The 25,909-nt window shown below is 73.3% G+C and carries 22 protein-coding genes and 1 riboswitch; of the genes, 5 read left to right on the top strand and 17 right to left on the bottom strand.

Annotated features, from left to right (window positions below; translation table 11 throughout):
• Position 1 precedes the first annotated feature (1 nt).
• The 15 genes from cobA to ACLJOK_RS09665 all read right to left on the bottom strand — a co-directional run bounded on the left by cobA (position 2) and on the right by ACLJOK_RS09665 (position 18,121).
• The gene (gene cobA / locus ACLJOK_RS09735) at positions 2 to 1,684 is read right to left on the bottom strand and encodes a uroporphyrinogen-III C-methyltransferase (protein WP_410817736.1); all 1,683 of its coding nucleotides are present in this window, start codon (positions 1,682 to 1,684) and stop codon (positions 2 to 4) included.
• Positions 1,681 to 2,277 carry a precorrin-8X methylmutase gene (locus ACLJOK_RS09730; protein ID WP_354942744.1) on the bottom strand — a complete coding sequence of 199 codons (597 nt, stop codon included), beginning with the start codon at positions 2,275 to 2,277 and terminating at the stop codon, positions 1,681 to 1,683. Before ACLJOK_RS09730 ends, cobA begins: the two co-directional genes overlap by 4 nt.
• Positions 2,274 to 2,498 carry a DUF362 domain-containing protein gene (locus ACLJOK_RS09725; RefSeq protein WP_410817734.1) on the bottom strand — a complete coding sequence of 75 codons (225 nt, stop codon included), beginning with the start codon at positions 2,496 to 2,498 and terminating at the stop codon, positions 2,274 to 2,276. Before ACLJOK_RS09725 ends, ACLJOK_RS09730 begins: the two co-directional genes overlap by 4 nt.
• Positions 2,486 to 4,213 carry a precorrin-3B C(17)-methyltransferase gene (gene cobJ / locus ACLJOK_RS09720; RefSeq protein WP_410817733.1) on the bottom strand — a complete coding sequence of 576 codons (1,728 nt, stop codon included), beginning with the start codon at positions 4,211 to 4,213 and terminating at the stop codon, positions 2,486 to 2,488. The genes ACLJOK_RS09725 and cobJ overlap by 13 nt, the downstream gene beginning before the upstream one ends.
• Positions 4,210 to 5,463, bottom strand: coding sequence for a precorrin-6y C5,15-methyltransferase (decarboxylating) subunit CbiE (gene cbiE, locus ACLJOK_RS09715; RefSeq protein WP_410817732.1), 1,254 nt, complete (start codon positions 5,461 to 5,463; stop codon positions 4,210 to 4,212). Before cbiE ends, cobJ begins: the two co-directional genes overlap by 4 nt.
• Positions 5,464 to 5,486: 23 nt before the next feature.
• On the bottom strand, positions 5,487 to 6,638 hold the full coding sequence (locus tag ACLJOK_RS09710) for a cobalt-precorrin-5B (C(1))-methyltransferase (RefSeq protein WP_410817730.1): 1,152 nt from the start codon (positions 6,636 to 6,638) through the stop codon (positions 5,487 to 5,489).
• Positions 6,635 to 7,480 carry a precorrin-4 C(11)-methyltransferase gene (cobM, locus tag ACLJOK_RS09705; protein ID WP_410817729.1) on the bottom strand — a complete coding sequence of 282 codons (846 nt, stop codon included), beginning with the start codon at positions 7,478 to 7,480 and terminating at the stop codon, positions 6,635 to 6,637. The genes ACLJOK_RS09710 and cobM overlap by 4 nt, the downstream gene beginning before the upstream one ends.
• Positions 7,477 to 8,256 carry a precorrin-2 C(20)-methyltransferase gene (gene cobI, locus ACLJOK_RS09700; RefSeq protein WP_410817727.1) on the bottom strand — a complete coding sequence of 260 codons (780 nt, stop codon included), beginning with the start codon at positions 8,254 to 8,256 and terminating at the stop codon, positions 7,477 to 7,479. The genes cobM and cobI overlap by 4 nt, the downstream gene beginning before the upstream one ends.
• Positions 8,253 to 9,608, bottom strand: coding sequence for a cobyrinate a,c-diamide synthase (locus ACLJOK_RS09695; protein ID WP_410817725.1), 1,356 nt, complete (start codon positions 9,606 to 9,608; stop codon positions 8,253 to 8,255). The genes cobI and ACLJOK_RS09695 overlap by 4 nt, the downstream gene beginning before the upstream one ends.
• Positions 9,602 to 10,213, bottom strand: a complete 612-nt coding sequence (gene cobO, locus ACLJOK_RS09690; protein WP_357518557.1) for a cob(I)yrinic acid a,c-diamide adenosyltransferase — start codon at positions 10,211 to 10,213, stop codon at positions 9,602 to 9,604. The genes ACLJOK_RS09695 and cobO overlap by 7 nt, the downstream gene beginning before the upstream one ends.
• Before the next feature lie 87 nt (positions 10,214 to 10,300).
• Positions 10,301 to 12,490, bottom strand: coding sequence for a magnesium chelatase subunit D family protein (locus tag ACLJOK_RS09685; RefSeq protein ID WP_410819299.1), 2,190 nt, complete (start codon positions 12,488 to 12,490; stop codon positions 10,301 to 10,303).
• 29 nt (positions 12,491 to 12,519) lie between these two features.
• The gene (gene cobN / locus ACLJOK_RS09680; RefSeq protein WP_410817724.1) at positions 12,520 to 16,188 is read right to left on the bottom strand and encodes a cobaltochelatase subunit CobN; all 3,669 of its coding nucleotides are present in this window, start codon (positions 16,186 to 16,188) and stop codon (positions 12,520 to 12,522) included.
• Positions 16,189 to 16,469: 281 nt separating this feature from the next.
• A riboswitch (cobalamin riboswitch) is annotated at positions 16,470 to 16,599 on the bottom strand.
• Between the two features lie 196 nt (positions 16,600 to 16,795).
• On the bottom strand, positions 16,796 to 16,942 hold the full coding sequence (locus ACLJOK_RS09675; RefSeq protein ID WP_410817722.1) for a hypothetical protein: 147 nt from the start codon (positions 16,940 to 16,942) through the stop codon (positions 16,796 to 16,798).
• Positions 16,943 to 17,025: 83 nt separating this feature from the next.
• The gene (locus ACLJOK_RS09670) at positions 17,026 to 17,640 is read right to left on the bottom strand and encodes a hypothetical protein (protein WP_410817720.1); all 615 of its coding nucleotides are present in this window, start codon (positions 17,638 to 17,640) and stop codon (positions 17,026 to 17,028) included.
• Positions 17,641 to 17,785: 145 nt separating this feature from the next.
• Positions 17,786 to 18,121: a hypothetical protein gene (locus tag ACLJOK_RS09665; RefSeq protein ID WP_124771482.1), complete on the bottom strand. Its 336-nt coding sequence runs from the start codon at positions 18,119 to 18,121 to the stop codon at positions 17,786 to 17,788.
• A gap of 98 nt (positions 18,122 to 18,219) precedes the next feature.
• Between ACLJOK_RS09665 and ACLJOK_RS09660 the strand changes: the two genes are divergently transcribed.
• Both ACLJOK_RS09660 and ACLJOK_RS09655 read left to right on the top strand, forming a co-directional pair.
• Entirely contained in the window at positions 18,220 to 18,828 is a 609-nt protein-coding gene (locus tag ACLJOK_RS09660) for an RNA polymerase sigma factor (protein WP_410817719.1), read from the top strand.
• Positions 18,821 to 19,546 (top strand): hypothetical protein, encoded by a 726-nt coding sequence (locus ACLJOK_RS09655; protein WP_410817718.1) that lies wholly within the window; start codon positions 18,821 to 18,823, stop codon positions 19,544 to 19,546. The genes ACLJOK_RS09660 and ACLJOK_RS09655 overlap by 8 nt, the downstream gene beginning before the upstream one ends.
• Here ACLJOK_RS09655 and ACLJOK_RS09650 read toward each other — a convergent pair.
• The gene (locus tag ACLJOK_RS09650; protein WP_410817716.1) at positions 19,543 to 20,319 is read right to left on the bottom strand and encodes a maleylpyruvate isomerase family mycothiol-dependent enzyme; all 777 of its coding nucleotides are present in this window, start codon (positions 20,317 to 20,319) and stop codon (positions 19,543 to 19,545) included. The genes ACLJOK_RS09655 and ACLJOK_RS09650 overlap by 4 nt on opposite strands.
• A 113-nt stretch (positions 20,320 to 20,432) precedes the next feature.
• On the bottom strand, positions 20,433 to 21,128 hold the full coding sequence (locus ACLJOK_RS09645) for a VOC family protein (protein ID WP_410817714.1): 696 nt from the start codon (positions 21,126 to 21,128) through the stop codon (positions 20,433 to 20,435).
• Positions 21,129 to 21,299: 171 nt separating this feature from the next.
• Here ACLJOK_RS09645 and ACLJOK_RS09640 point away from each other — a divergent pair, with 171 nt between their 5' ends.
• The 3 genes from ACLJOK_RS09640 to ileS all read left to right on the top strand — a co-directional run bounded on the left by ACLJOK_RS09640 (position 21,300) and on the right by ileS (position 25,907).
• Entirely contained in the window at positions 21,300 to 21,785 is a 486-nt protein-coding gene (locus tag ACLJOK_RS09640) for a hypothetical protein (protein ID WP_410817713.1), read from the top strand.
• 31 nt (positions 21,786 to 21,816) lie between these two features.
• The gene (locus ACLJOK_RS09635) at positions 21,817 to 22,482 is read left to right on the top strand and encodes a hypothetical protein (RefSeq protein ID WP_410817711.1); all 666 of its coding nucleotides are present in this window, start codon (positions 21,817 to 21,819) and stop codon (positions 22,480 to 22,482) included.
• Between the two features lie 254 nt (positions 22,483 to 22,736).
• On the top strand, positions 22,737 to 25,907 hold the full coding sequence (ileS, locus tag ACLJOK_RS09630; protein WP_410817709.1) for an isoleucine--tRNA ligase: 3,171 nt from the start codon (positions 22,737 to 22,739) through the stop codon (positions 25,905 to 25,907).
• Positions 25,908 to 25,909: the final 2 nt, after the last annotated feature.

Below are 25,909 nucleotides of genomic sequence, written 5' to 3'. Positions count from 1 at the left end.
GTCATCCCGTCGGCCCGGTGGTGGTGAGGGCCACCACCGGGCCGAGGACGAAGACGGCGGGTGGGCCGACGCCCTCCCGGGCGGCGACGGCGCCGATCTCGTCCAGCCGGGCGGGCACCGATCGCTGGTCGGGCAGCCCGGCGTCCTGCACGGCCAGCACCGGGGTCTCCGGGGCGCGACCGTGCTCGATCAGCACGGTCGCGATCTTGGCGATGGTGTCGACGGCCATCAGCAGCACGACGGTGCCCCGGGCCCGGGCCAGCGCCGCCCAGTCGACAAGCGAGTCGGGGTGCCCGGGCGGCAGATGCCCCGACACGACAGTGACGTCGTGCGCCACTCCCCGGTGCGTCACCGGAACACCGGCGAGGGCCGGTGCGGCGAGCGCGCTGCTCACTCCGGGGACCACAGTCACCGGCACACCGGCCGCCACGCAGGCCTGCACCTCCTCGTGGCCGCGCCCGAAGACGTACGGGTCACCACCCTTGAGCCGGACCACCCGGCGACCGGCGCGGGCGTGCGACACCAGCGCCTCGTTGATCGCCTCCTGGGCCATCGACGGGCCACGGGGCACCTTCGCGGCGTCGACCACCAGCACGTCGGGGCGCAGCCCAGCGAGCAGCCCCTGCGGGGCGAGTCGGTCGACCACCACGACGTCCGCCGCGTCGAGCAACGCCTTTGCGCGTACCGTGATCAGGTCGTCGGGCCCCGGCCCGCCGCCGACGATGGCGACCGAGCCATGGTCGTCGTCGTGCCCGTGGTGTGCGTGCCCGTGGTGGTCGTGCCCGTCATGGTGATGGTGGTGGCCGACCGGGTCGTCGGGGTGGTCGTGCGGGCGTTGCGGACGACCCACCTTGTCCGCGAAGCCCGGCATCAACACCCGGTACGCGCAGGTGTCGCAGTTCATCCGGATGTCCCCGCCCAGCGCCTCGGCGTACCGCTCCAGGACGAGGTCGGCGAGGGCGTCACAGTCGCCGATCACCTCGGCGACCCGGACGTCCAGGTCGGGGTGGGCGGCGGCGAACTCCGCCGACTGGGCGACGATCCGGTCCGGCAGCACCCCGGCGAACAGGAAGTACGGCGCCACCACGATCCGCCGCGCGCCGAGGCGGCGCAGCCGCTCCAGCACGGCCGGCACCGACGGCTGTGCCAGGGAGATGAACCCCGGCTCCACACCCGCGTAGCCGCGTCCCTCCCAGAGCAGCCGGGCGACCTTGGCGACCTCGGCGTTGGCGTCCGGGTCGGTCGACCCGCGCCCGATCAACGCCACCCACGTGTCGGCCCGGTCGGCGCCGGCCAGCTCAGTGTCGGCCCGGTCGGTGCCGGACAGTGCGGCGTCGATGCGCTGTTCGAGGGCTTCGTGCAGCAGCGGGTGGGGGCCGAGCGGCCGGCCGTAGCGGTAACTCAGCCCGGGGTGGCGCTGCTGTTCCCGGGCCATCGCGGCGGGGATGTCGCCCTTGCCGTGACCGGCGCCGGTGAGCACCAGCGGCAGCGCCACCAACGCCCGGTGCCCGTTGGCGACGAGCGCGCCGACCGCGTCGGTCAGCGGTGGGCGGGACAGCTCGATGAAGCCGCCCTCGACGTCACCGACGTCACCGCGACGACGGACCCGCTCGACGAGAGCGGCGAACTGGTCGACCCCGGCCGCGCTGCGCGTGCCGTGCCCGACGATGACCAACCCGGTCATGACTTCTCCTCGACGTAGAGCAGGGCGTTGAGGGCGGCGGCGGCGACCGCCGAGCCACCCTTCTCCCCCACGTTGGACACGGCGGGCAGGCCGCTGGCCCGCAGCGCCGCCTTCGACTCGGCGGCACCGACGAAGCCGACCGGCAGGCCGACGACCAGCGCCGGAGCGGCGTCCACTGTGAGTAGTTCGACGAGCGCGGTGGGCGCGCAGCCGACCACCCAGACCGCTGCGGGTCCGACCCGTTCCAGGGCGATCCGGACGGCCGCCGCCGAGCGGGTGATCCCGGCCGAACGGCCCAGGGCGGCGGCGGCCGGCTCGGCGACCGGGCAGACCAGCTCCAGGCCGGCCCGGGTGATACCGGCCGCGACCATCGCCACGTCGGTGACCACGGGCGCCCCGGCGCGCAGCGCCGCCAGCCCCGACTCCAGGGCGGCCTCGTCGCAGACCAACTCGTCGACGTACGCGAGGTCGGCGCTGGCGTGCACCACCCGCTCGGTCACCGCGCGGCTCAGCGGCGGCAGGTGCGACAGGTCGACGCGCTCGCGCAGGATGCGGTACGACTCGGCCTCGATGGGGTGCACCACCCGGCTCATCGGGCTCCTTCACGGGGGTCGGGCTCGACGACGCGGATCGCGTCAGGGTCAGCGACGACGCGGATCGCGTCGACCGGGCAGATCTCCAGGCACTCCAGGCAGCCGGTGCACCGGTCGGCCCGGACCGTGAGGCCACCGGCGACCGGACGGATCGCGTGCGTGGGGCAGGTGAGCAGGCAGGCGCCGCAGCCCTGGCAGGCGTCAATCGTCACGAACGCCACCGGTACCCCCGAGGTGTGACCATCCGGCCGGCGACCAGCCGCGTGTCGCTGCTGCCGACGACCACGAGGCTGTACATGTCGACGATGGCCGGGTCGAGTGTGGCCAGTGTGGCGAGGTGCACCCGTTCGCCGGGGCGGCTGGCGTTGCGCACCACGCCCACCGGGGTGTCCGGTGACCGGTGCGCGGCGAGGATGCCGAGCGCCTTGCCGAGCTGCCAGTCGCGGGCCCGGCTGCGCGGGTTGTAGAAGAGCGTCACGAAGTCACCCTCGGCGGCGGCTGTCACCCGCCGCTCGATGACCTCCCACGGTGTGTGCAGATCAGACAGGCTCAGGTAGGCGTGGTCGTGGCCGAGCGGCGCGCCGAGCAGCGCCCCGGCGGCGAGGGCGGCGGTGACGCCGGGCACGCCCACCACGTCGATGCGCTGGTCTGCGTACTCCAGGGCGGGGCTGGCCATCGCGTACACCCCGGCGTCGCCGGAGCCGATCAGCGCGACCGCCCGGCCGGCGGCGGCCTCGGCGACGGCGGCGCGTGCCCGCGCCTCCTCCGCGCCCAGCCCGCTGGAGAGCACCCGGGTGCCGGGGCGGAGCACGTCGCGGACCTGCTCCAGGTACTGGTCGAGGCCGACCACCACGGCGGCGCGGCGTAGCTCGGCCAGCGCGCGGGGGGTGCGCAGGTCGGCGGCGCCCGGCCCGAGGCCGACGACGGCCAGCCGGCCGCGTGGCGCGTGCCGGGCCACCGCCACTGTGGCCATCGCCGTCGCGGTCTTCCCCACCAGCAGCGTCGCGTCGTCGGCCCGACCGTCCGGGCCGAGCAGGGCCGCGGCCTCCGCCACGCTCGGCGTGCCGACCGCGGCGCGGACCACCTCGCTGGGGTGCGGCACGTCGACCGCCGCCAGCCGCGTCGCCGGCCAGGTCACCAGGGGTACGCCGAGCACGTCGGCGGTGCTGCGGATGCCCGCCTCGTCGGCCTTGATGTCGGCGGTGGCCAGGCAGCGCAGGCTCGCCGGGTCGAGGCCGGCCTCGGCCAGCACCCGGTGCAGCAGCTCCGCCACCTCGGCGGCGGGTACGCCCCGGCTCGCGCCCACGCCGGCGACCAGCGACGGCGGCCGCAGCACGACGGTCCGCTCGTCGGGTGACACCACCCGGTCGGTGACCAACAGCCGGTAACCGTCGTCCGTCGGGTCCTCGTCGGCGGCGCGCACGTTCGGGGGCAGGGCGGGCAGCGGCCAGTCGGCATCGGCGATCAGCCGGACCGGCTCGCCGTCCAGGATGGCCCGGGACACCGCGGCGACCGCGCCCTGGACGGGCCAGCCGAGGGTGTCCAGCCCCGGCAGGTCGACAGCGTCGGTGGCGGTGGTGATCACCGGTCGGGCATCCAGCAGGGCGGCGACCTGCTCGGCGAGGGCGTTGGCACCGCCCGCGTGCCCACCGAGCAGTGCCACGGCGTGCCGGGCCGCCTCGTCGACGACCACCACCGCCGGGTCGGTGCGCTTGTCGTCGAGCAGCGGCGCGACGATCCGCACCACCGCCCCGGTGGCCAGGAAGGCGATCACCGCGTCACACCCGGCCCAGGCGGCCCGCAGCGCGTCGGCGACGGTCTCCCCCTCGACCAGGCGGGCGTGCGGCCAGGCGGCGGCCAGGGTGTCGGCGTGCCGGCGGCCGGCGGCGGTGGCCGCCACCAGGCCGATCCGGGCGGGCGGGTTCTGGTCGGTCACTGGCGCTCCCCGGTGAGGACGACCACCGGGTTGGTGGCCGCGAGACGGATCGACCCGCCGGGCAGGTCGGCGAGGCGGGCGGCGGAGAGCTGGCTGCCCTCGACCGTGTAGCCGGCGGCGCGCAGCAGACCCACGGCCGGTGCGACCCGGTCCAGTGCGGCCAGGGTGAGCACCACCCGCTCGGGTTGGCGGGCCACCACGGCGGTGAGGACGTCGACACCGCCACCGCCGAGGAAGACCGCGTCGGGCTCGGGGAGGTCGGCCAGCGCCGCCGGGGCACGTCCGGTGACCAGCCGGATGTGCACGGCGTGCACGGCTGCGTTGGCCCGGATCGTGGCACCGGCCTCGGGGTCCTGTTCGACGGCGAGCACCGCCGCGCCGAGCAGCGCGCACTCGATGCCGACCGAGCCGCTGCCCGCCCCGATGTCCCAGATCAGCCGGCCCAGTCGGGGGCGCAGCCGGGCGACGACGAGGGCGCGCACCTCCGACTTCGTGATCATGGAGTCGCGGTGGGCGTACCGGTTCTCCGGCAGCGCCCAGCCGCCGGCCGGCGCGGCGGCGGGCTGGTTGTCGGCGCGCATGCCGCCGGCCGTGCCCCAATGGGACGGGGCGTCGGCGGGTACGGGGCCGGCGAGGGTGAGCAGGACGTGCGGGTCGGCCCAGGTCTCGGCGGCGGCCTGCTCGGGGGTCACCGCGCGGACCCGTTCGGCGGCGGTGCCCAGGTGCTCGGCGACCAGCAGGCGGCGGGACCAGCCGACCAGGCCGGCGCCCAGCTCGGCCGCGCCGGCGCCGGGCGCGGTGAGCACCGCGACCAGTGGCAGCGCCCGGCAGGCGTTCACTGCGGCTCGGGGGTCGCGCCCGTGCGCGGTGACCACAACGGCGCCGTCCCAGGGCAGCCCGGCGCGGGCGAACGCGGCAGCCACACTGGACACCGCCGGCATCACCCGCAGCGGCAGCCCGGCCGCGCGCAGCCGCCGGACGATGCCGAACAGGCCGGGGTCGCCGCTGGCCAGCACCACGGCCGGCACTCCGGCGTCGACGGCCTCGGCGAGGCGGCGCAGGGCGGGGGCGAGCGGCCCGAGGGTGATGGTGTCCGTGTCGGCCGGTACGGGCACCGCGGCCAGGTGCCGGGCGGCGCCGACCACCAGCCCGGCGGTGGCCAGCACCGGTGCGAGCGCGGGGTGCGGCGGCGCGCCCGCCGCGTCCAGGCCGACCACTGTCACGGCAGTCGCCGGGGCCAGCCGCGTCACCGAGGCACCTGACGCCATCCGCGTCATCGGGGCCACCGGCCGGACGAGGCGACGACGTGTGCTCCGGCGAAGTCGACCATCGCGACGTCCACTGTGACCGTCGGCCCGGCGAAGCGCCGCAGCACCTGGCGGACCCGCTGGCAGAGCAGGTCGCCGGCCGGGGCGAGCAGCCCGGCGGCCTCCCACAGCTCGTACGCGTGCCGCCCGGTGTTCGCCTCGGTCACGGCGGCGACGAGCGACGGGTCGCCGCCCGCCTCGGCGGTCACCGCGCCGAGCAGGGAAAGGTTCACTTTGGAGCGGGTGTAGTGGGTCATCAGGATGCCGGCCGCGAGTTTGGCGAGCTTGCCGGCCATGCCGACGAAGACCACTCCCGTCATGGCGTCACCCACGGCGGCGGTCACCGCGGCCCCGGTGAAGTCGCCGACCTCGACGAAGCAGACCTCGGGCAGCTCGGGCAGGAGCGCGCGGGCGGCCCGTTCGGTACGCCCGCCGGTGCAGAGCACCACTGTCGGCTCGCCCTGGGCGGCCATCACGTGCACGGCCTGCACGACACTGGCCCGCCACGACGCGGTGGAAAAGGGGCGGACGATCCCGGTGGTGCCGAGGATCGAGATGCCGCCGAGGATGCCGAGCCGACGGTTGGTGGTCTTGCGGGCCATGATCTCGCCCCGGGGCACGCTGATCACCACTCGGACTCCGACCTCGCCGAGGTCGACCACCTCGGCCACCGCCTCGCCGATCATCCGACGGGGGGTGTCGTTGATCGCCGGGCCGCCGACCGCGAGCCCGAGGCCGGGTTTGGTGACAGTGCCGACGCCAGCGCCACCGGCGAGCCGCAGACCGGGGACGTCGGTCCAGTCCACGGTGGCGGTCAGCTCGGCGCCGTGGGTGACGTCCGGGTCGTCCCCGGCGTCCTTGACCACCACCGCTTCGGCCCGGACCGGTGGGGTGCCGGTCACCTCGCAGCGTTCGACCGGGAAGCGCACCCGGCGTCCGGCGGGCAGGCCGATCTCCACCTCCTGCTGGGTGGTGCCGGTGACCAGCGCGGTGACGGCGGCCTTGGCCGCCGCCGTCGCGCACGCGCCGGTGGTCCAGCCGGTGCGCAGCGCTGTGGGCCGGACCTTCGCGGTACGCGGCAGGTCCGGTTCGCGCAGCGGCGGCTCGGCGTACGTCATGGTGTGTGCCCCGGTGTGGCTGTCCCCCCGGTGCGGGCATTGGCCTGGCGGCGCAGCTCGGCACGGGCGGCCGGCTCGGCCCGCCGGAAGGTGTGGAAGTGCCCGGGGTGGTAGAGGTGCGAGCGGGTGCCCTCGGCGGCCAGGGCAGGGCCGACCAGGAAGAGTGTGTGCTTCCACAGCTTGTGCTGCTTGACCGTCTCCTCCAGGGTGCCGACCGTGCAGCGCACCACCAGTTCGTCAGGCCAGGTCGCCTGGTACGCCACCACGGCCGGGGTGTCCTGCGGGTAGCCGCCGGCCAGCAGCTCGGCCTGCACCTGCCCGGAGCGGGCGGCGGAGAGGAACAGCGCCATTGTGGTGCCGTGCCGGGCGAAGTCGCGGACCCGCTCGCCGGGCGGCATCGGGGTCTTGCCGCCTTCGAGGCGGGTGAGGATGACCGACTGGGCCACCTCGGGCACTGTCAGCTCCCGTCCGACGATCGCCGCGACGGCGGTGAACGAGGACACCCCGGGCACGATCTCGACGGCCAGGTCGAGCCCTCGGCACACGTCCAGTTGCTCCTGCACCGCGCCCCAGAGCGCCGGGTCTCCGGAATGGATCCGTGCCACTGTCAGCCCGTGCTCGGCGGCGCGCTGGTAGAGCGGCAGCACACCCTCGATGGGCAGTTGCGACGAGTCGACGATCTCCGCGCCGGGGCGGGCGTGGTCGAGCACGTCGGCGTGTACCAGGCTGGCCGCCCAGATCACGATGTCCGCCTCCGCGATCACCCGGGCGGCCCGCACTGTCAACAGGTCCGCCGCACCCGGGCCGGCTCCGACGAACCACACCTTGCCGTCGCTGGTCACAGCTTTCCTCCTCGGTGCTCGCGGCGGGCCGGAACCAGCAGCGTCGACAGGTAGGGCAGGTCGTGCTCGGTGTCGTCGACCGGCCCGATGCGTTCGCCGGGCAGCCCCAGACTGCGTCCGAGCACGGCGTCGGCGAGGCGGCCCTGCCGGCGCAGTTCGGCGAGAAACTCCGGGTGCCGCCGCCAGCCCTTGTAGGCGACGACGGTGCCCGGCCCGGCGAGGGCGTCGGCGAAGAGCGCCAGGCCCGCGGTGGCCGGCAGCAGGGTGAGCGGTTCGCGTCCCTCACAGAGCGGGGTGCCACTGCGGGCCGCCAGCTCCTGCATGGCGGTGACGCCGGGCACTGTCGCGACCCGCACTGCCGGGCGCAGCGCGCGGACGCTCTGGGCCAGGTAGCCGAAGGTGGAGTAGACGTTGGGGTCGCCGATGGTGGCGAACGCGAGGGACCGCGCGCCCGCGTCGATCGCCTCGACCACCACCCGGGCGGCGTCGTCCCAGGCCGCCACCCGGCGCGCGGTGACCCCACCCCGGTCGTCGAGCGCGAACGGCAGTCGGCGCAGCCGGTCCGCCGCGACGTGGGAGCGCACTGTCGCCTCGGCCCGCCCGGCGTCCCCACCCGGCGGCGTCGGACCGGCGGTCGCGGTGGGCGCGACGCGGTCCGCCATCACGGGTACGAAGACCAGGTCGGCCTCGCGCAGCAGCCGCACCGCCTTGACGGTGAGCAGTTCCGGGTCGCCCGGGCCCACGCCCACCCCGGTGAGCGTGGCGTCGGCGCTCATCGGCACGCCTCGACCAGTCGACGGGCCGCGTCCGGGTGACCGGCCCAGTGGGTGTGCAGGTAGGACGCGTGCACCCGGCCGGCGACGAAGCCGTGCTCGGTGTCGCTCCAGCGCCACGCCGGCGCGTCGCCGTGCCCCGGGTCGGTGGTGGTGCGGTGGAACTCGTGGCCGCGTACCGGCTCGCCGGCGCGCGCCACCGGGGAGTCGCTGACGGCCAGGGCCTCCCGGTAGCCGAGGGTGAGCCGGTCGGTCATCCGGGCCGTCAGGTCCAGTCGGCCGCACATCGGCACCCCGTCCAGGGACCGCCCGAGGTAGAGCAGCCCGGCGCACTCGGCCACGATCGGCCCGTCGAAGTCGGCCAGCTCGGCGCGGAGCGCTGTGTTGTCGGCCAGTGTCTGGGCGTACGCCTCGGGGAAGCCGCCGCCGATCACCACCGCCCGGGTGCCGGTGGGCAGCGCCGGGTCGCGTAGCGGGTCGACGGTGACGACGTCCGCGCCGGCCGCGGCGAGCAGTTCGGCGGTCTCCGCGTACGAGAAGGTGAAGGCCGGACCACCGGCGAGGGCGACCCGTGGCCGCTCGACGCCGGCCGGCCCGCCGACGGCGGCGACCGGGTCCCACGCCGGGGCGGTCAGCGGCGGGGCGCTCCGGGCCAGGTCGAGCACGGCGTCGAGGTCCACTGTGGCTTCGACCAGCTCGGCGAGCGCGGTGACGATAGCGACGGACTCGGAGGCCCGCTCGGCAACCGGCACCAACCCGAGGTGCCGGGCCGGCGCGGCCACCTCGGCGGCGCGGGTGACGGCCCCGAGCACCGGTACGCCCACCTCGGCGAGGGCGTCGCGCAGCAGCGTCTCGTGTCGGGGCGAGCCGACCCGGTTGAGGATCACCCCGCCGATCCGTACCGCCGGATCGAACGCGGCCATGCCGAGGGTGAGCGCGGCGGCCGACCGGCCCTGCGCGGTGGTGTCCAACACCAGCAGCACGGGTGCCTCGATCAGCCGGGCGACGTGCGCTGTGGAGGCGTAGTCGCGACGGCCCACAGCGCCGTCGTGCAGGCCCATGACGCCCTCGACCACGGCGATGTCGGCGGGCGTGGGAACGCTCGCGCCATGTCGCAGCAGGGGGGCGATCCGGTCGGCCCCGACCAGGAACGGGTCGAGGTTGCGCCCTCCTCGCCCGGCGGCGAGAGCGTGGTAACCGGGGTCGATGTAGTCGGGGCCGACCTTGTGCGGGCTGACCGTCAGGCCCCGACGGCGCAGCGCGGCGAGCAGCCCGGTGGCCACAGTCGTCTTGCCGTGGCCGCTGGCCGGGGCGGCGACCACCACCCGGGGCAGCGCCCAGTGCGCGCTCACCACTCGATGCCCTTCTGGCCCTTCTGGCCGGCGTCCATCGGGTGCTTGACCTTGGTCAGCTCGGCGACCAGGTCGGCGGCGGCGACCAGGCGCGGGTCGGCGTCCCGACCGGTGATCACGACGTGTTGGAAGCCGGGGCGGTCGGCCAGTGTGGCGACCACCTCGTCGACGTCCACCCAGCCCCACTTCATCGGGTACGTGAACTCGTCCAGCACGTACAGCCCGTAGCGCTCGGCGGCCAGGTCACGCTGGATCTGCCGCCAGCCCTCCAGGGCGTCGGCGGCGTGGTCGGCGTCGCCGCCGCGCTGGATCCAGGACCAGCCCTCGCCCATCTTGTGCCAGGCCACCGGCGCGCCCTGGCCGGTGCGCTCGTGCACCTCGCCGAGCGCCCGGAAGGCGTTCTCCTCCCCCACCCGCCACTTGGCGCTCTTGACGAACTGGAACACCCCGACCGGCAGACCGGCCGTCCAGGCCCGCAATGCCAGCCCGAAGGCCGCCGTCGACTTCCCCTTCATTTGTCCGGTGTGGACGATCAGCAATGGTCGGTGTCGCCGCTGCCGGGTCGTCAACCCGTCAAGAGGCACCGAACTCGGCTGTCCCTGCGGCATCAGCCCGTCCCCCGTCCCGCGAGCACTCCCGCGCCCGCCTCTCCCGCGATCTTGCGGATTCTGTTGGTCATACGTGCTTTTGGTCCCTTATGCCGCGACAGGAGGTGCAAAATCGCGGGGGTGGGTGAGGGCTTCCAGGGGGGTTCGGGGGGCCTTTAGCTGGGTGGCCAGGCGGGCGGCCAGGTTGAGGCGGACGGGGCCGGATTCGCAGTCCACGACTACGCAGGGGGCGCCGGTCGCCGCTAGGACCTTCGCCGCTGCTGCCGCTCGATCGAGGGGACGAGTGCCTGCGGTGGCTCTCCCGTCGGTGACAATGAGGACCAGTGGGCGGCGCTTCGGGTCGCGCAGGCGCTCCACCCGCAACAGGTCCGCCGCGGCGAGCAGCCCCTCGGCCAGCGGCGTACGCCCACCGGTGGGCAGCTCGGCCAGCCGGGTCGAGGCGGCCAGCACCGACGACGTCGCCGGCAGCAGGGTCCGGGCGCCGGCACCCCGGAACGCGATCACCGCGACCTTGTCCCGCCGCTGGTACGCGTCGGTGAGCAGGGCGAGCACCGCGCCCTTCACTGTGGTCATCCGCTGTCGGGCGCCCATCGAGCCGCTCGCGTCCACCACGAACAGCACCAGGTTGCCCTCGCGCCCCTCGCGAACCGCCTCGCGCAGGTCGTCCCGGCGCAGCCGCAGCGGACCGGTGAGCCGGCCCCGGGCCGCCTGGTGCGGCGCGGCGGCGCGGATCGTGGCCGGCAGGTGCAGCGCGCTCACCCGACCCGCCGGCACCCGGGCGCCGGTGGTGCGGCCCCGCCCGGTGCGGGCCCGCGACCGTCGGCCCGGCACCCCGTCACCCAGGCCGGGCGCGGTGAGCACCCGCGCCTTCAGCCCACCCCGGGGTACGGCCACCGGCTCGGACTCTCCACCGCGGGTCGGGTCGTCGTCACCGGTCGCCGATTTCCGGCCACCGTGCGGGCGCGAGCTCTGGCCGTCGCCGCCCCGGTCGCCCGGCTGGTGCTGCGGCCAGCCGTCGGTCCCGTCCGGGCCGTCGGTGCGCCCGTTCGGGCCAGCGTCGTTCCGCACCGACGAGTGTTCGGGCGACCCGGGTTCACAGTGGTCGACGCCGTCGCCGTCGCCGCCCTGCGGGCCGCCGCCACTCGGGCCGCCGCCACTCGGGCCGCCGCCACTCGGGCCGCCGCCACCGGCCGGGCCACCGCCCTGCGGGCCGCCGCCGTCCGGGTCGCGGTCGTCCGGGTCGCGGTCGTCCGGGCCACTGTCGTCGGGGCCGGCGTCGTCCGGGTCGTCGGGGTGGGCGTCCTGGGCGCGCTGCAACGCCTCGTCGAGGCGCTTCTCGTCCAACCCCGGGGTGTCGAACGGATCGCGGCGGCGACGGTGCGGCAGGGCCAGCCGGGCGGCCACCCGGACATCGTCGATGGTGACCCGGTCCCGGCCGTGCCAGGCGGCGTGCGCGAGGGCGGTCCGGGCGGTGACGATGTCGGCGCGCATCCCGTCCACGTCGAACGCCGCACACACCTCGGCGATCTGCCGCAACGCGGCGTCCGGCAGTCGTACCCCGGGAAGTCGGCGGCGGGCGGCGGCCACCTGGCCGGCGATCTCCGCGTCGGCGTCGGCCCAGCGGGCGGCGAAGCCCACCGGGTCCGCGTCGGCGGCCAGCCGACGGCGGACCACCTCGACCCGGATCTCCGGGTCCCGGCTGGCACCCACCTCCACTGTGAGCCCGAACCGGTCGAGCAGCTGCGGGCGCAGCTCCCCCTCCTCCGGGTTCATCGTGCCGACCAGCAGGAACCGGGCCGCGTGGCTGACCGAGACGCCCTCCCGCTCGACGTGGCTGCGACCCATCGCCGCCGCGTCGAGCAGCAGGTCGACGAGGTGGTCGTGCAGCAGGTTGACCTCGTCGACGTAGAGCACGCCTCGGTGCGCGGCGGCGAGCAGGCCCGGCTCGAAGGCGCGTACCCCCTCACCGATGGCCTTCTCCAGATCCAGTGCGCCGACCACCCGGTCCTCGGCGGCGCCCACCGGCAGCTCGACGAGACGGGCCGGACGGGTCTCGGCGGCGACGTCGGCCGGGTGCGGGCCGTCCGGGCAGGCCGGGTCGGGCTCGGCCGGGTCACAGCCGAAACGACAGCCCGTCGCCCGGCGCACCGGAGGCAGCAGCGCGGCGAGAGCCCGCACGGCGGTGGACTTGGCGGTCCCCTTCTCACCCCGGACCAGCACCCCGCCGATCGCCGGGGAAACCGCGTTGAGCAGCAGGGCCAACCGCATGTCGGCCATGCCGAGCACCGCACTGAACGGATAAATGCTCACACCCGGTCCTCCAGATCGCCCTCACTGGCCAGGTACGTGTCCCGCAGCCGGTCGAGGGTGGCCGGCTCCGGCTTGGCCCACAGACCCCGGTCGGCGGCCTCCAACAGCCGCTCGGTGATGCCGCGCAGCGCCCACGGATTGGACTGCTCCAGGAACCCCCGAGTGGTCTCGTCGAAGAGGTACGCGGCGGCCAGGTGCTCGTACATCCAGTCGTCGACCACACCGGCGGTGGCGTCGTAGCCGAACAGGTAGTCCACTGTGGCCGCCAGCTCGAACGCGCCCTTGTAGCCGTGCCGGCGCATCGCGGCGATCCACTTCGGGTTGACCACCCGGGCCCGGAACACCCGGCGGGTCTCCTCACCCAGGGTGCGGGTGCGCACGTCGTGCGGCATCGCCGAGTCACCCACGTACGCCTGCGGTGACGTGCCGGTGAGGTGGCGGACCATCGCCACCATTCCGCCGTGGTACTGGAAATAGTCGTCGGAGTCGACGATGTCGTGCTCACGGGTGTCCTGGTTCTTCACCGCCACCGCGATCCGGGCGAACGAGCGCTCCATGTCGGCGCGCGCCTCCCGCCCGTCCAGGCCCCGGCCGTACGCGTAGCCGCCCCACACCGCGTACACCTCGGCCAGGTCGGCGTCGCTGCGCCAGGTCCGGGCGTCGATCAGGGGCAGCAGGCCCGCGCCGTACGCGCCGGGCTTGGAGCCGAAGATCCGGGCGGTTGCCCGCCGCTCGTCGCCGTGCTCGGCGAGGTCGGCGGTGACGTGCGCCCGCAGGTAGTTCTCCTCGTCCGGCTCGTCCAGCGCGGCGACCCGCCGGACGGCGTCGTCGAGCAGCGCCACCACGTGCGGGAACGCGTCGCGGAAGAAGCCGGAGATGCGCACTGTGACGTCGACGCGCGGGCGGCCCAGCTCGGCGGTCGGCACCACCTCGATGCCGGTGACCCGTCGGGACCTGTCGTCCCAGACCGGCCGGCAGCCCAGCAGCGCGAGCACCTCGGCGATGTCGTCACCCTGGGTCCGCATCGCGCTGGTGCCCCAGACGGTCAGCCCCACCGAACGGGGGTACCCGCCGGTGTCGGCGAGGTGCCGGGCCAGCAGCGAGTCGGCGAGGGCCACCCCGACATCCCAGGCATTGCGGCTGGGGATGGCCTTCGGGTCGACGGAGTAGAAGTTGCGGCCGGTGGGCAGCACGTTGACCAGGCCCCGGGTGGGTGAGCCGGACGGGCCGGGCGGCACGAACCTGCCGTCCAGCGCCCCGAGGGTGTTTGTCAGCTCGTCGGTGGTCCGGTCCAGTCGGGGCACCAGCTCGGTGGCGGCGAAGTGCAGCACCGCGGCGACGTCCGGGATCGACTGGCCGGTCACCTCCGCCACCACGGCGTCGACCGCGTCCACGACCCAGTCCAGGGTCTCCATGCCGATGACCAGCCGCCGCGCGAGGGCCTCGATGAGGTCGATCGCGTCGGCGGCGGTGCCGGCCGGCCCGTCCACCACGTCGGTCAGCGCCGCAGGCAGCGCCAGTCGCTGTCCCGGCGACGCGAGCAACTCCTGCTCGTCGAGGGAGTACGCGACAGCGAGGGCCTGTCGCAGGCCGGGCAGGGCGCGGGCGCCGCCCCAGATCTGCGGGGCGCGCAGCACCGCGAGGACGAGGTTGACCCGTGGTTCGCCGGTGGGCGCGTCGGCGAGGATGTGCAGCCCGTCGCGGATCTGCACGTCCTTGACCTCACACAGGTACCCGTCGAGGTGCAGCACGAACTCGTCGAAGTCGTCCGCGTCGGGCATCGCCTCGGCGTGCAGGTCGTGGTGCAGCTCGGCGGCGCGCACGAGGTCCCAGATCTGGGCCCGCACGGTGGGCACCTTGGCCGGGTCGAGGGCCTGCACCGTGGCGTACTCGTCGAGCAGTTGCTCCAGTTTGGCCAGGTCGCCGTAGGTCTCGGCGCGGGCCATCGGCGGGACCAGGTGGTCGACGACCACGGCGTGTGCCCGCCGCTTGGCCTGGGTGCCCTCGCCGGGGTCGTTGACGATGAACGGGTACACCAGCGGCAGGTCGCCGAGGACCGCGTCGGGCGCGCAGTCGGCGGCCAGGCCGAGGCCCTTGCCGGGCAGCCACTCCAGGGTGCCGTGCTTGCCCAGGTGCACCACGGCGTCCGCGCCGAAGCCACCGTCCGCGCCGGGCGCTGTCAACCAGCGGTACGCGGCCAGGTAGTGGTGGCTGGGCGGCAGGTCCGGGTCGTGGTAGATGGCGATCGGGTTCTCCCCGAAGCCACGGGGCGGCTGGATCAGCAGCACCACGTTGCCGAAGCGCAGCCCGGCGAGCACGATGTCGCCACCTTCGGTGTAGAGCTCGCCCGGCGGCTCACCCCAGTGCTCCCGCATCCGCTCGCGCAGCTCGGCCGGGACCTGGTCGAACCAGCGCCGGTACGTCGGCCCCGGTATCCGGGCCTCGGCGGCGGCCAACTGCTCCGGGGTGAGCCACTCCACGTCGTGACCACCGGCGGCGATCAGCGCGTGGATCAGCGCGTCGCCGTCGTCGGGCGGTGGCGCGTCACCCAGGTCGTAGCCGGCCTCGGCCAGCGCGGCGAACAGCCGGACCGCCGAGGCCGGGGTGTCCAACCCGACGGCGTTACCGACCCGGGAGTGCTTGGTGGGGTACGAGCTGAGCACCACTGCGACCCGCTTGTCGGCGTGCGGCACGTACCGCAGCCGGGCATGGCGCACCGCGATCCCGGCGACCCGGGCAGCCCGCTCGGGGTCGGCGGCGTAGACCGATAGCCCGTCGGCGTCGATCTGCTTGAACGAGAACGGCACTGTGACGATCCGGCCGTCGAACTCGGGGATGGCCACCTGCATGGCGGCGTCCAGCGGGGACATCCCGGCGTCGCTGTCGGCCCACTGCGCGCGGGTACTGGTGAGGCAGAGCGCCTGGATGACCGGCACGTCCAGGGCGGCCAGGGCGCCGACGTCCCAGGCGTCCTCGTCGCCGCCACCGGAGGCGTCCGCGGCGACCGCTCCGCCGGCCGCGAGCACGGTGACCAGCAGCGCGTCACAGCGGGCGAAGAGCCCGAGTGGGCCGGCGCCCGTGGTCAGTCCGCGCAGCGAGCCGCAGAAGATCGGCAGCGGGTTGCCGCCGGCTTTGTGGACCGCGTCCGCGAGGACGTCGACGAAGTCGGTGTTGCCGGCGAGGGCGTGCGCCCGGTAGAAGACGATTCCCACTGTGGGCCGGTCCGGGTCGGCGGGGTGTTCGCCGTGCACGCCGTACGCCGGGGTGGGCGTGGGTGCGGCGAACCCCTCGCCGGTGAGCAGCACCGTGTCGGAGAGGAACCGGGCCAACTGCCCCAGGTTGTCCGGGCCGCCCTCCACCAGGTACGCCAGCGCCTGGGTGACGACCCCGGACGGCACTGTGGAGATGGCCATCAGCTCCGCGTCGGGCAGCGCCTCGCCGCCGAGCACCACCGTCGGCACGCCGGTGGCGAGCACCGCGGCGAGGCCGTCCGGCCACGCCTGCCGACCGCCGAGCAGGCGTACGACGACGAGGGCGACCCCGTCGAGCAGGGCGGGCACCTCCTCGGCGGTGACCCGGGCGGGGTTGGCCAACCGGTAGTCGACGCCGCTGGCGCGGGCGGCCAGCAGGTCGGTGTCGGCGGTGGACAGCAGCAGGATGCGCACGGCAGGCTCCGGAGAGTGACGCCCTGGGCCCTCACGGGGGCACACCGGGGCGATGCGGATGGGTACGGCGTCAGCCGGTACGACGGCCCACGCGAACGGCGCACCGACGCGGGCGTCGGGGCCGGTCAGCGCCGGGCGATCAGCTCAGCGGTGCCGGTGGCCGGTGTCCTGGGAGCGCAGCGCCTGGAGCGCAATACGACGATGATCGTCGATGAATGAGACGCCGTGCGTCATCGGGTCCTCCTCGGGTGTCCACGCCCTGGGGTACGTCCCGACGGCCGAAGTATCCTGGCTTCCGGATCGACGCTCTCCCCCGGCCTTCCAACCGCAGACACACGGCCGTGACTCACGAGGGGGGATCGCTCCCCGGTGACAGTGGCGGGACCGCGTCGGAATCGCACCGACTTCCTTCACTGCCGTCAGGCCGCGAATGCTGCCACACCGCCGCGCCGCCGGTCAACGCGGACCCCACCGCCTAGCGGCCACGCTCACCACATTGACCTGCGGAGATATCGGCGTGCGGGGTTGCCTCTGGCCGCTACGACGGGCTGTTGAGCTCGGTGGTCGGTGGAGTGGCCCCCTGGCGGGCAGTGTCTGTCGGCCTGACCTACTGCGCGGCGCGCAACACCGCCGCGATCTGGACGGTATCCAGGTCGACGATCCCACACAACGTTCGCCGCGGCTGTGGATTGGAACGAGTGGAGAGCCCAACCGTGTGAATGGCCTCTTCGATCTTGTCCTCGGCGTCGGCCACGCGCCCTGCCTCGACGTGTCGGTTCTGAACCTCGCCATATGATCCGCCGTGATCAGGTTCGGCCTTGGTTCGATTGTGCCAAGTCACTGGCTTTCTGGGCTGTCGGCCGGCCATACCGCTTCCAGGCCGTGGTCGGTGGCGTACAACAGGTACGGCCGCAACTCGGGGGCGTGTTCCAGGCCGCGGCGCAGCGCGTACAGACGAGCTGACCTCGCCGCCAGGAACGGCTGGACGGCGAGCAGGCCCCTGAGATCCCCGAACCGCCAATCCACACCCAGCAGCTTCCTCGCCCGTACCAGCAGCTGAACTGCGTCGACCGGAACCTTGTCCAGGTAGACGTCGGCGGTTGGCGGCAGGTCCGGCTGCGGGTCGGCGGGCAGGGCGATACCGGAACGCAGCCACACCTCGAACACGGGGGCAACAACAGCGAGGTCGACTTCGCCGAGACCGCCCAGGTCGGTCCAGAACACCGGGCCCCCGCTACCGTCGCACCTGAGAAAGAATCCCCGATCGCCTTCTTGGCCGATCATGAGGTAGCCCGTGAGCCACTCACCGATCCCGTAGGTCGTGTTGCGCTCCAGCAGGGATTCCCGGCAGTACATCACCACCCCATCGGCGACGACGTCGTCAGTGACCGACGCCAACCACCGCTGGTAGGCGGCATCAGTCCGGGAAACAAGCCGCTCGACCATCTCCACCGCGGCCCCCTGCCTGTCGTCACCAACGCGGGCACGCCTGCGCCCGCACCGGCTGGCCTCAACCCGACACCCCAGCAGCCAACACCGTAGTCAGACCCGCACCACAGGGAGTCATCCCCCGTCATGATCTGCTGTCGGTCGAGTCTCAGCGGGCGTGGCGTTCCGGGTGGGCCCGGCTCCAGGTCCGCATCCGTTCCGGGTAGCCGGTACGCGCCGCCTCGTACAGCGGCACCGCGTGCTTGCGGGCGATGGCCCCGGCCGCGCGGGGCGTTCCGGTACGACGACGGATCCACTCGCCGTCGTGGGCGATCGCCATCACTGTGGTGTCCGTCGCGGTCGTTTCCGGTTCCAGGTAGAACTCCACCCCGCGCCGGGTGGCCACGAACGCCTCCAGCGCCGCGAGGTCGTCGCGGGTCGCCTCCCGGTCCAGCTTCGTCGGGGTCGCCTCGGCACCCCGTGACCGCCGATTGAACCAGCTCATGCCCCGCCCCTCTCCTCGACGCCCCTCCAGTGCAGCACCGATTCCTGGCAATACGCTGCACGCCGGATGGGAGAGAGCTGACCCGCGTCGGGATCCGGATGGAACCCGCGGCGGGCGGGCGGTGTCATGAGTGTGATCCAACGGAGGCTCCCCTGGACGACGAGGCACTCGTCACCCGTGCTCGGGCAGGTGACCTGGAGGCGTACAACCTCCTGGTCGCCCGGCACACCGCGTCCGCGTACCGGACCGCGGTGCTGCTCGGCGCCGGCTCGGACTCCGAGGACGTCATCCAGGAGGCGTTTGTGAAGGCGTACCGGAAGCTGTCCCGTTACCGGGGTGACGCGTCCTTCCGGTCGTGGCTGCTCGCGATCGTCGCGAACGAGACCCGCAACCTGCACCGCTCCCGGGGCCGGCGCGACGGGCTCGTCCTACGGGCCGCGGCAGCGGACCCGACGTCCGAGATCGCCGAGGACGACGCGGTCGGCGCGGTCCTCGCCGGGGAGCGCCGGGCGTCGCTGGTGCAGGCGCTGCGGCAACTGCCGGTACGGGACCGCGAGGTGATCGTCTGCCGGTTCTTCCTCGATCTCACCGAGGAGGAGACAGTCGCGGCTCTGGGCTGGCCCCGGGGCACTGTGAAATCGCGCACGTCCCGGGCTCTGGCGAAGCTTCGCGGCCTGCTCGACGGTGCGGAGGTCGGGCATGGATGACCTCGAACGGGAACTGCGCGACCTGTCCGCCTGGCTGGACACCCCCGATCCGCCCGACGTGACCGCCCGCGTCCGCGTACGACTCGGCACGCCCGCGCCCCGGCGGCGCCGGTGGCGGTCGCTCGCCGCAGCGGCGCTCGTCGCCCTGCTGGTGGCGCTGTTGCCGCCGACGCGGACCGCCATCGCCGACGTCGTCACGGGGCTGCTGCGCTTCGCCGGGGTCAGCATCGCCACCTCACCCGCCCCGATGCCGACGCCGCCCGGCGGCACCACGTCGCCGTTGCCCGGGCAGCGGGCCGTCGCCCTGGACGAGGCGCAACGGGCGGTGCGGTTTCCGATCCGACTGCCGGCGATGCTGGGCCCGCCCGAGCAGGTACTGGTCGCCGACCCGGACGCCACGGGCCGGTACCGGGTGGCGACGCTGCTCTACGACGGGGGCGCGCTGCGCGTCGACGCGTTCGACGGTCACCTCGACCTGGCCTTCCACAAGGAGGTCACCCCGCCGGGCGCGAACTGGGTCCAGGTCAACGGCGACTTCGCCGTCTGGGTCGACGGCCCACACGCGCTGTCCTACGTGGACCGGGCGGGCGAGATCCGCAGGGAGACCGCCCGGCTGGCCGGCTCGACCCTGATCTGGCAGGACAACGACGTGAGCTACCGGCTTGAGGGGACCCTCACCAGGACCGAGGCGATCGAGATCGCGCGCTCACTGGGCTAGTACGCGTTCGGGTCCCAATCTGCGAGCTGCTCCATCGGCTGGACGTCGCCGGTGGTTTCCAGGCCGTCGAGCGGGACTCGCTTGTAGAAGTAGAGGACCATTTGGCTCGCTGCGCCTCGCATCGCCATGTCGCCTGGCTCCGCGTCGGCGGCGAGGTCGTCGCAGCGGACGCCGTCGGCGTTGAGGGTCAGGCGCCAGGAGCGGCCCTCGGTCGTGTGCAGGTCGATGGTCGCCGGCTTGAACGGCCAGGGGACGCTCGTCGCCGCGACGGTCGTCAGGAACTCGTCGACGCCCTCGACCGCGACGTCCGTCGGCAGCGGCTGTGCGGCCCCCTGGGTGAGCTGGACGTCGTAGGTGTGGACGGCCAACTCCTGGATCTGGTGTCGGGCCACGGCTCCGCTGGTCTGCGGGGCCTGCGAGCGCCCCCACCAGGTCCAGCAGCCGCGGTCCGGGCCGGCCTTGCGCATCGCGTCGAGCATGAGCTCGGTCGACTCGGCGAGCCAGGCGTCCAGGGCTTCGCGGTCGCGGGGCGCGGTCGGGGCGCCCTTCGGGTCCGTCCTCGCCGGGGGCTCAGCGTCCGGGCCCGCCGCGATGATGCCGGCCTGGCGGCGGCGGCCGTCGCCGAGGTGCTGCGCCAGTTCGCGCAGCGTCCAGCCCGGGCAGGTCGGGACCTGGACGTCAAGGTCGGGGGCGGACGCGATCGCGGCGCGGAACGCGGCCGAGCGGTCGTCGATCAGCCGTAGGACCTCGGGGAATTCCAAAATGCTCTGCACCTCGGTTGTGTATCACTGCGCTCCGGCCACCGGACAGCGAATTTTCGCCAACGGCGACCATGTTCTGACGTACGCCCGAGGGGCAGCAGTGGTTCCTGGCCGGTCAGCCCGGTCTACGAGTCGTCTCGGCCCTGCCAGGTCGTTACACATGCCTCGTTGCCCTCGATATCGGCGAGAACCCAGAAGGCGGGAGCATGGGACGCCGATACAAGTCGGCCACCGGCCGTCAGCGCGGCTTCGATCCGCCGCGGTGCCTCGTCGTGCGGGACACAGATGTCGAAGTGGATGCGATTCCGGTCCGGGCGTGGCTGATCCATCTGCTGAAACCACATCGCCGGACCCTGCCCGACCGGGTCGACGATCGGATCCTTGGGCCCGTCGGCTCCCGCCTCGTCCGTGTAGCCCAGCACTGCCTTCCAGAACGGCCGGACCGCCGCGATGTCGAGCGCGTCGATGGCGATCTCCACGAGCTGGACCGACCGCGGCGCTCCCGTACCAATCTCAGGCTCCGTCCGTAGCCCGACGTCCCGCATGGCGGCGGAAAGCCGATGCGCAAGGTCGATATCGCAAGCGGTGAGCGCCGCCTGATCCACCGACTGCAGGGTTAGGACGACCCGGTCTGGCCGGATATCAGCACGCAGGTGGCCATCGGCGTCGCTACCGCACACCGCCACCACACGCGCCGCCACCTCGGTTGCCTGGACCAATGAGCCGACGGGGACCGACGTGCGCAACGCGCCCAGCAGATACCGCCATCCCTGGTCGCTGACCGCGTCCGAGGCCGCCCGCCGACCCAGTGTCTGTTCCACGTAGGCATCCTCACATGCGCCCGTAATTCCCCTCTGGCCTCGCCGCCGCCAACCCGGTAGGGGTTCCCGGTCAGAGCACCAGGAACCCGGGGAGCCTGGGCGGTGTCGGAAAGGTGCGACGAGTCCTCGGCGTTTACCGGAAGGGGCGAGATGGGTTCCTGGGGCAGGTTGATGCTGGCATCCTCCGTGGTCCTGCTGGCGGGGTGCACGCCCACCACCAGCGGCGCGGCGCCGACGGCGGGTGCGGCCACCACGGCGAGCACCGCGACCGCCTGCGCGGCGCGGGTCGAGACGGGACCGCTGCCCGACTGGGCTGACGCCGGCTTCAGCGGGGACGCGCGGGTTCCGCACGTCTTCGGTGCGAAGGGTGACATCGTGGCGGTGCTGTTCGCTCATCCCCTGCGGCAGGTCCGGACGGACGGGTCGAACAACAAGATCCTCTGGGTGGCCCGCGCCGCCACGACCTCGCCCGACCCGACGGCACCGGCAACCCTGGTGATCACCGCGCGGCTGGACGGCACGGACACCCGGGTGATCCGGGAGGTCGCCGGCGGCCCCGGTCCGTCGATCATCGACCTGCCGCAGGCCGGTTGCTGGCGACTCGACCTGCGCTGGTCCGGGCACACCGACACGATGGACCTGGTCTACGCCCCCTGACAGCACCCTCGGGCCGCCTAGGCTGCCTGACGTGCTGGAGGACACGCGGGTGGCGGCGGCCCGCAACAACGCCGAGTGGTGCGACATCGTCGGCGGCAGCCACGGGCTGGCCGGCCGTACCGACGCCGACGCCTGGTCGGTCCCCCACCGTTCGCCACAGTGGTACCCGGACGCGGTCACAGTGCGGCCGGGCGTCGACGCCGAGGCCCTGCTGGCCCGGATCGACGCGGGGCCCGGCGCGTCGGTGAAGGACAGCTTCGCCGACCTCGACCTGTCCGGGTACGGGTTCCGGGTGCTCTTCGACGCGCAGTGGATCCATCGGCCACCGTCGGCACCTCCTGTCGGTACACCGCTGGCCCCGGTCACCACACCCGACGAACTGGCGTCCTGGGCGGCGGCCCACGGCGGTGGGGAGTTGTTCCGGCCCGCGCTCCTGGCCGACCCCCGGGTACGCGTGCTCGCCCGCCACGACGACCGGGGTGTGATCATCGGCGGGGCGGTGCTCAGCGGCGACGGCCCGTACGGCGTCTCCAACCTGTTCACCAGCACCGACAACCCCCGGGACATCTGGCGGGCGGTGTGCGCCACCGTGCCCGACGCGCCGCTGGTCGGCTACGAAACCACAGCGGACCTCACGCCGACGCTCTCCACTGGCTTCACCACCACCGGCCCCCTGCGCGTCTGGCTGCACGCCTAGCGCTCCGGCCACTGGCTCCGCGCAGGACAGCTATGCTGGGCGGCATCGGCACCGATCCGGCCATCACCGGGGAGCCTCCGGAAGAACGGGCAGCTCGACCGCCCCAGTAGAACCGGACGTCGCGGCACGTCACGTCGTGAAATGGAGCGGCGCCCGCACCATCGAGGCGCAAGCGGGGTGGTACCGCGGAGTCCTGGCCATACGCCCGGCACTTCGTCCCCGTGTGGGCAGTGAGCTGATGCCCGCGCGAGCGGATGTGGAGTGTAGGGAGAACGTCGGTGCCGGACGGTCCAACGAAATCGCCATTCGTGCCACTACCGACCAAGATCGACCTCGGTGGGATGGACCGTGCGGTCATCGAGTGGTGGCAGGCCAACAACGTGTTCAACCGGAGTCTGCAGCAGACGGCCGACGGTCCTCCGTGGGTGTTCTACGAGGGGCCGCCGACCGCCAACGGCACGCCGGGCACCCACCACATCGAGGCGCGGGTCTTCAAGGACCTCTTTCCCCGATACCGCACGATGCGGGGCTTCTCGGTGCCACGCCGTGCCGGGTGGGACTGCCACGGCCTGCCGGTCGAGCTCGCGGTGGAGAAGGAACTGGGGCTCAGCGGCAAGCCCGACATCGAGAAGATGGGCGTCGCGGAGTTCAACGCCCTGTGCCGCACCTCGGTGCTGCGGCACGTGGACGAGTTCGTCCAGCTCAGCGAACGTATGGGTTACTGGATCGACCTCGAGCATCCGTACCAGACCATGTCCCCGGAGTACGTGGACAGCGTCTGGTGGTCACTGAAGCAGATCCACGACGGTGGGCGCCTGGTGGAGGACTTCCGGGTCGCGCCGTACTGCACCCGCGACGGCACGACCCTCTCCGACCACGAGGTGGCGCAGGGGTACGAGACCGTCACCGACCCCTCCGTGTACGTGCGGTTTCCGGTGCGCGGGGAGGTGGCCGGCCACAGCGGCGTCGACCTGCTGATCTGGACCACCACCCCGTGGACCCTGGTGTCCAACACCGCAGTCGCCGTACACCCCACTGTGACGTACGCCCTCGCCCGCACCGAGCAGGGCACGTTCGTCGTCGCCGAACCGCTGACCCGGCGGGTCCTCGGCGACGACGCGGAAGTCCTGGCGACCGTACCGGGGTCGGCCCTGGAGGGTTTGCGGTACGAGCGGCCGTTCGACCTGGTGGACATCCCGGACGCGCACCGGGTGGTCCTCGCCGAGTACGTCACGACCGAGGACGGCACCGGCCTGGTGCACCAGGCGCCGGCCTTCGGCGCGGACGACCTCGCCGTCTGCCGCGCCTACGGGTTGCCGCTGGTCAACCCGGTCGCCCCGAACGGGCGGTTCAACGACGGCATCGACCTGGTCGGTGGGGTGTTCTTCAAGGACGCGGACGCGTTGCTCATCGACCGTCTCAGGACGTCCGGCCGGTTGTTCCGGCACGAACCGTTCGAGCACCCCTACCCGCACTGTTGGCGGTGCCACACCCCGCTGATGTACTACGCGCAGCCATCCTGGTACATCCGGACGACCGAGGTCCGCGACGAACTGACGCGGGAGAACGAGAACACCAACTGGTTCCCGGAGCACATCAAACACGGCCGCTACGGCGACTGGCTGAAGAACAACATCGACTGGGCGGTGTCCCGCTCCCGGTACTGGGGTACCCCGCTGCCGCTGTGGCGATGCCCGGACAACCACGTGACAGCTGTCGGTTCCCGTACGGAGTTGGGAGAGCTGGCCGGCGCCGACCTGACCGAGCTGGATCCGCACCGCCCGTACGTCGACGAGATCACCTTCGCCTGCCCGGACTGCGGCCGGATCGCCACCCGGGTCCCCGAGGTGATCGACGCCTGGTACGACTCCGGCGCGATGCCGTTCGCGTCGTTGGGCTACCCCCACGTGCCGGGTAGCAGGGAGATCTTCGAGCGCACCTACCCGGCCCAGTACATCTGCGAGGCGATCGATCAGACGCGGGGGTGGTTCTACACGCTGATGGCGGTGGGCACGCTGGTCTTCGACCGGTCCCCGTACGCGAACGTCGTCTGCCTCGGGCACATCCTGGCCGAGGACGGCCGCAAGATGAGCAAACACCTGGGCAACATCCTGCTGCCGATCCCGTTGATGGACACGCACGGCGCCGACGCGGTGCGCTGGTTCATGGCCTGCTCCGGCTCACCGTGGTCGCCGCGCCGGATCGGGCCGGGCCCACTCGACGAGATCGTCCGCAAGGTGTTGATGACCTACTGGAACACCGCGGCGTTCTTCTCCCTCTACGCGGCGAACTCGACGTGGGCCCCGCACCTGGCCCAGCCGGTCGCCCAGCGACCGGTGCTGGACCGGTGGATCGTCGGCGAGGTCCACGCCCTCGCCGCCGCCGTCGACGAGCGACTCCAGAACTACGACACGGCGCGCGCCGGTCGACTGCTCGCCGACTTCATCGACGACCTGTCGAACTGGTACGTACGGCGGTCGCGGCAGCGTTTCTGGGAGGGAGACTCCGACGCGCTCACCACCCTGTACGAATGCCTCGACATCCTCACGCGGCTGCTCGCGCCGTTCGTCCCCTTCGTCACGGAGGAGGTGTGGCAGCAGGTCGTCCGGCGGGGTGCCGCGTCGGCCCCGGAGTCGGTGCACCTGGCGACCTGGCCCACACCCGACACCACAGTGATCAGCACCGCGTTGTCGGCCCACGTGGCCACGGCGCGGGCGCTCGCCGAGGCGGGGCGGTCCGCGCGGAAGGCGAGCAGTCTGCGGATCCGTCAGCCGTTGAGCCGCGCGCTCGTGGGGCTGCCGGCCGGGACCGTCCTCCCGCAGGCGTTGCTGGACGACATCGGCGACGAGTTGAACGTCAAGGTCCTCCAGCCGCTCGATCCGCAGAGCGGGGTGATCGACGTCCAGGTCAAAGCGAACTTCCGGGCCCTGGGCCGCCGGTTCGGCAACCGCACCCAGCACGTCGCGAAGGCCATCGCCGGTGTCGCCCCTCGGGAGTTGGTCGACGGCGTCCGGGCGAACGGGACGTACCCGCTGTCGGTCGACGGTGCGCAGGTCGAGGTGGGCCTGGACGACATTCTGATCACGGAGGTGCCGCGCACCGGTTGGGTAGTGGAGTCCCAACGCGGCGCGACGATCGCGTTGGACACCGAGATCACCCCCGAACTGGCAGCCGAGGGCGTCGCACGCGACGTCGTCCGCATCATCCAACAGGCCCGCCGCGACGCTGACTTCGAGGTCGCCGACCGGATCACGGTGTCGATCGCCGCGCCCGCTGATGTCGCGGCGGCGATCTCCGCGCATCAGAAGCTCATCGCGCACGAGACCCTCGCGCTCCAGCTGACGGTCGTGGACGCGTTGTCGGAGGGGTTCTCCGGCACCGTGGGCGACGGTCAGGAGATCGTCGTGCACGTCGTACGGGCCTGAGC

Origin of the sequence: Micromonospora sp. 050-3 (assembly GCF_046549335.1) — a bacterium.
Lineage (GTDB): Bacteria > Actinomycetota > Actinomycetes > Mycobacteriales > Micromonosporaceae > Micromonospora > Micromonospora trifolii.
The sequence above is the reverse complement of the archived record's forward strand: the minus strand, read 5'-3'. Positions and strand labels throughout refer to the sequence as shown.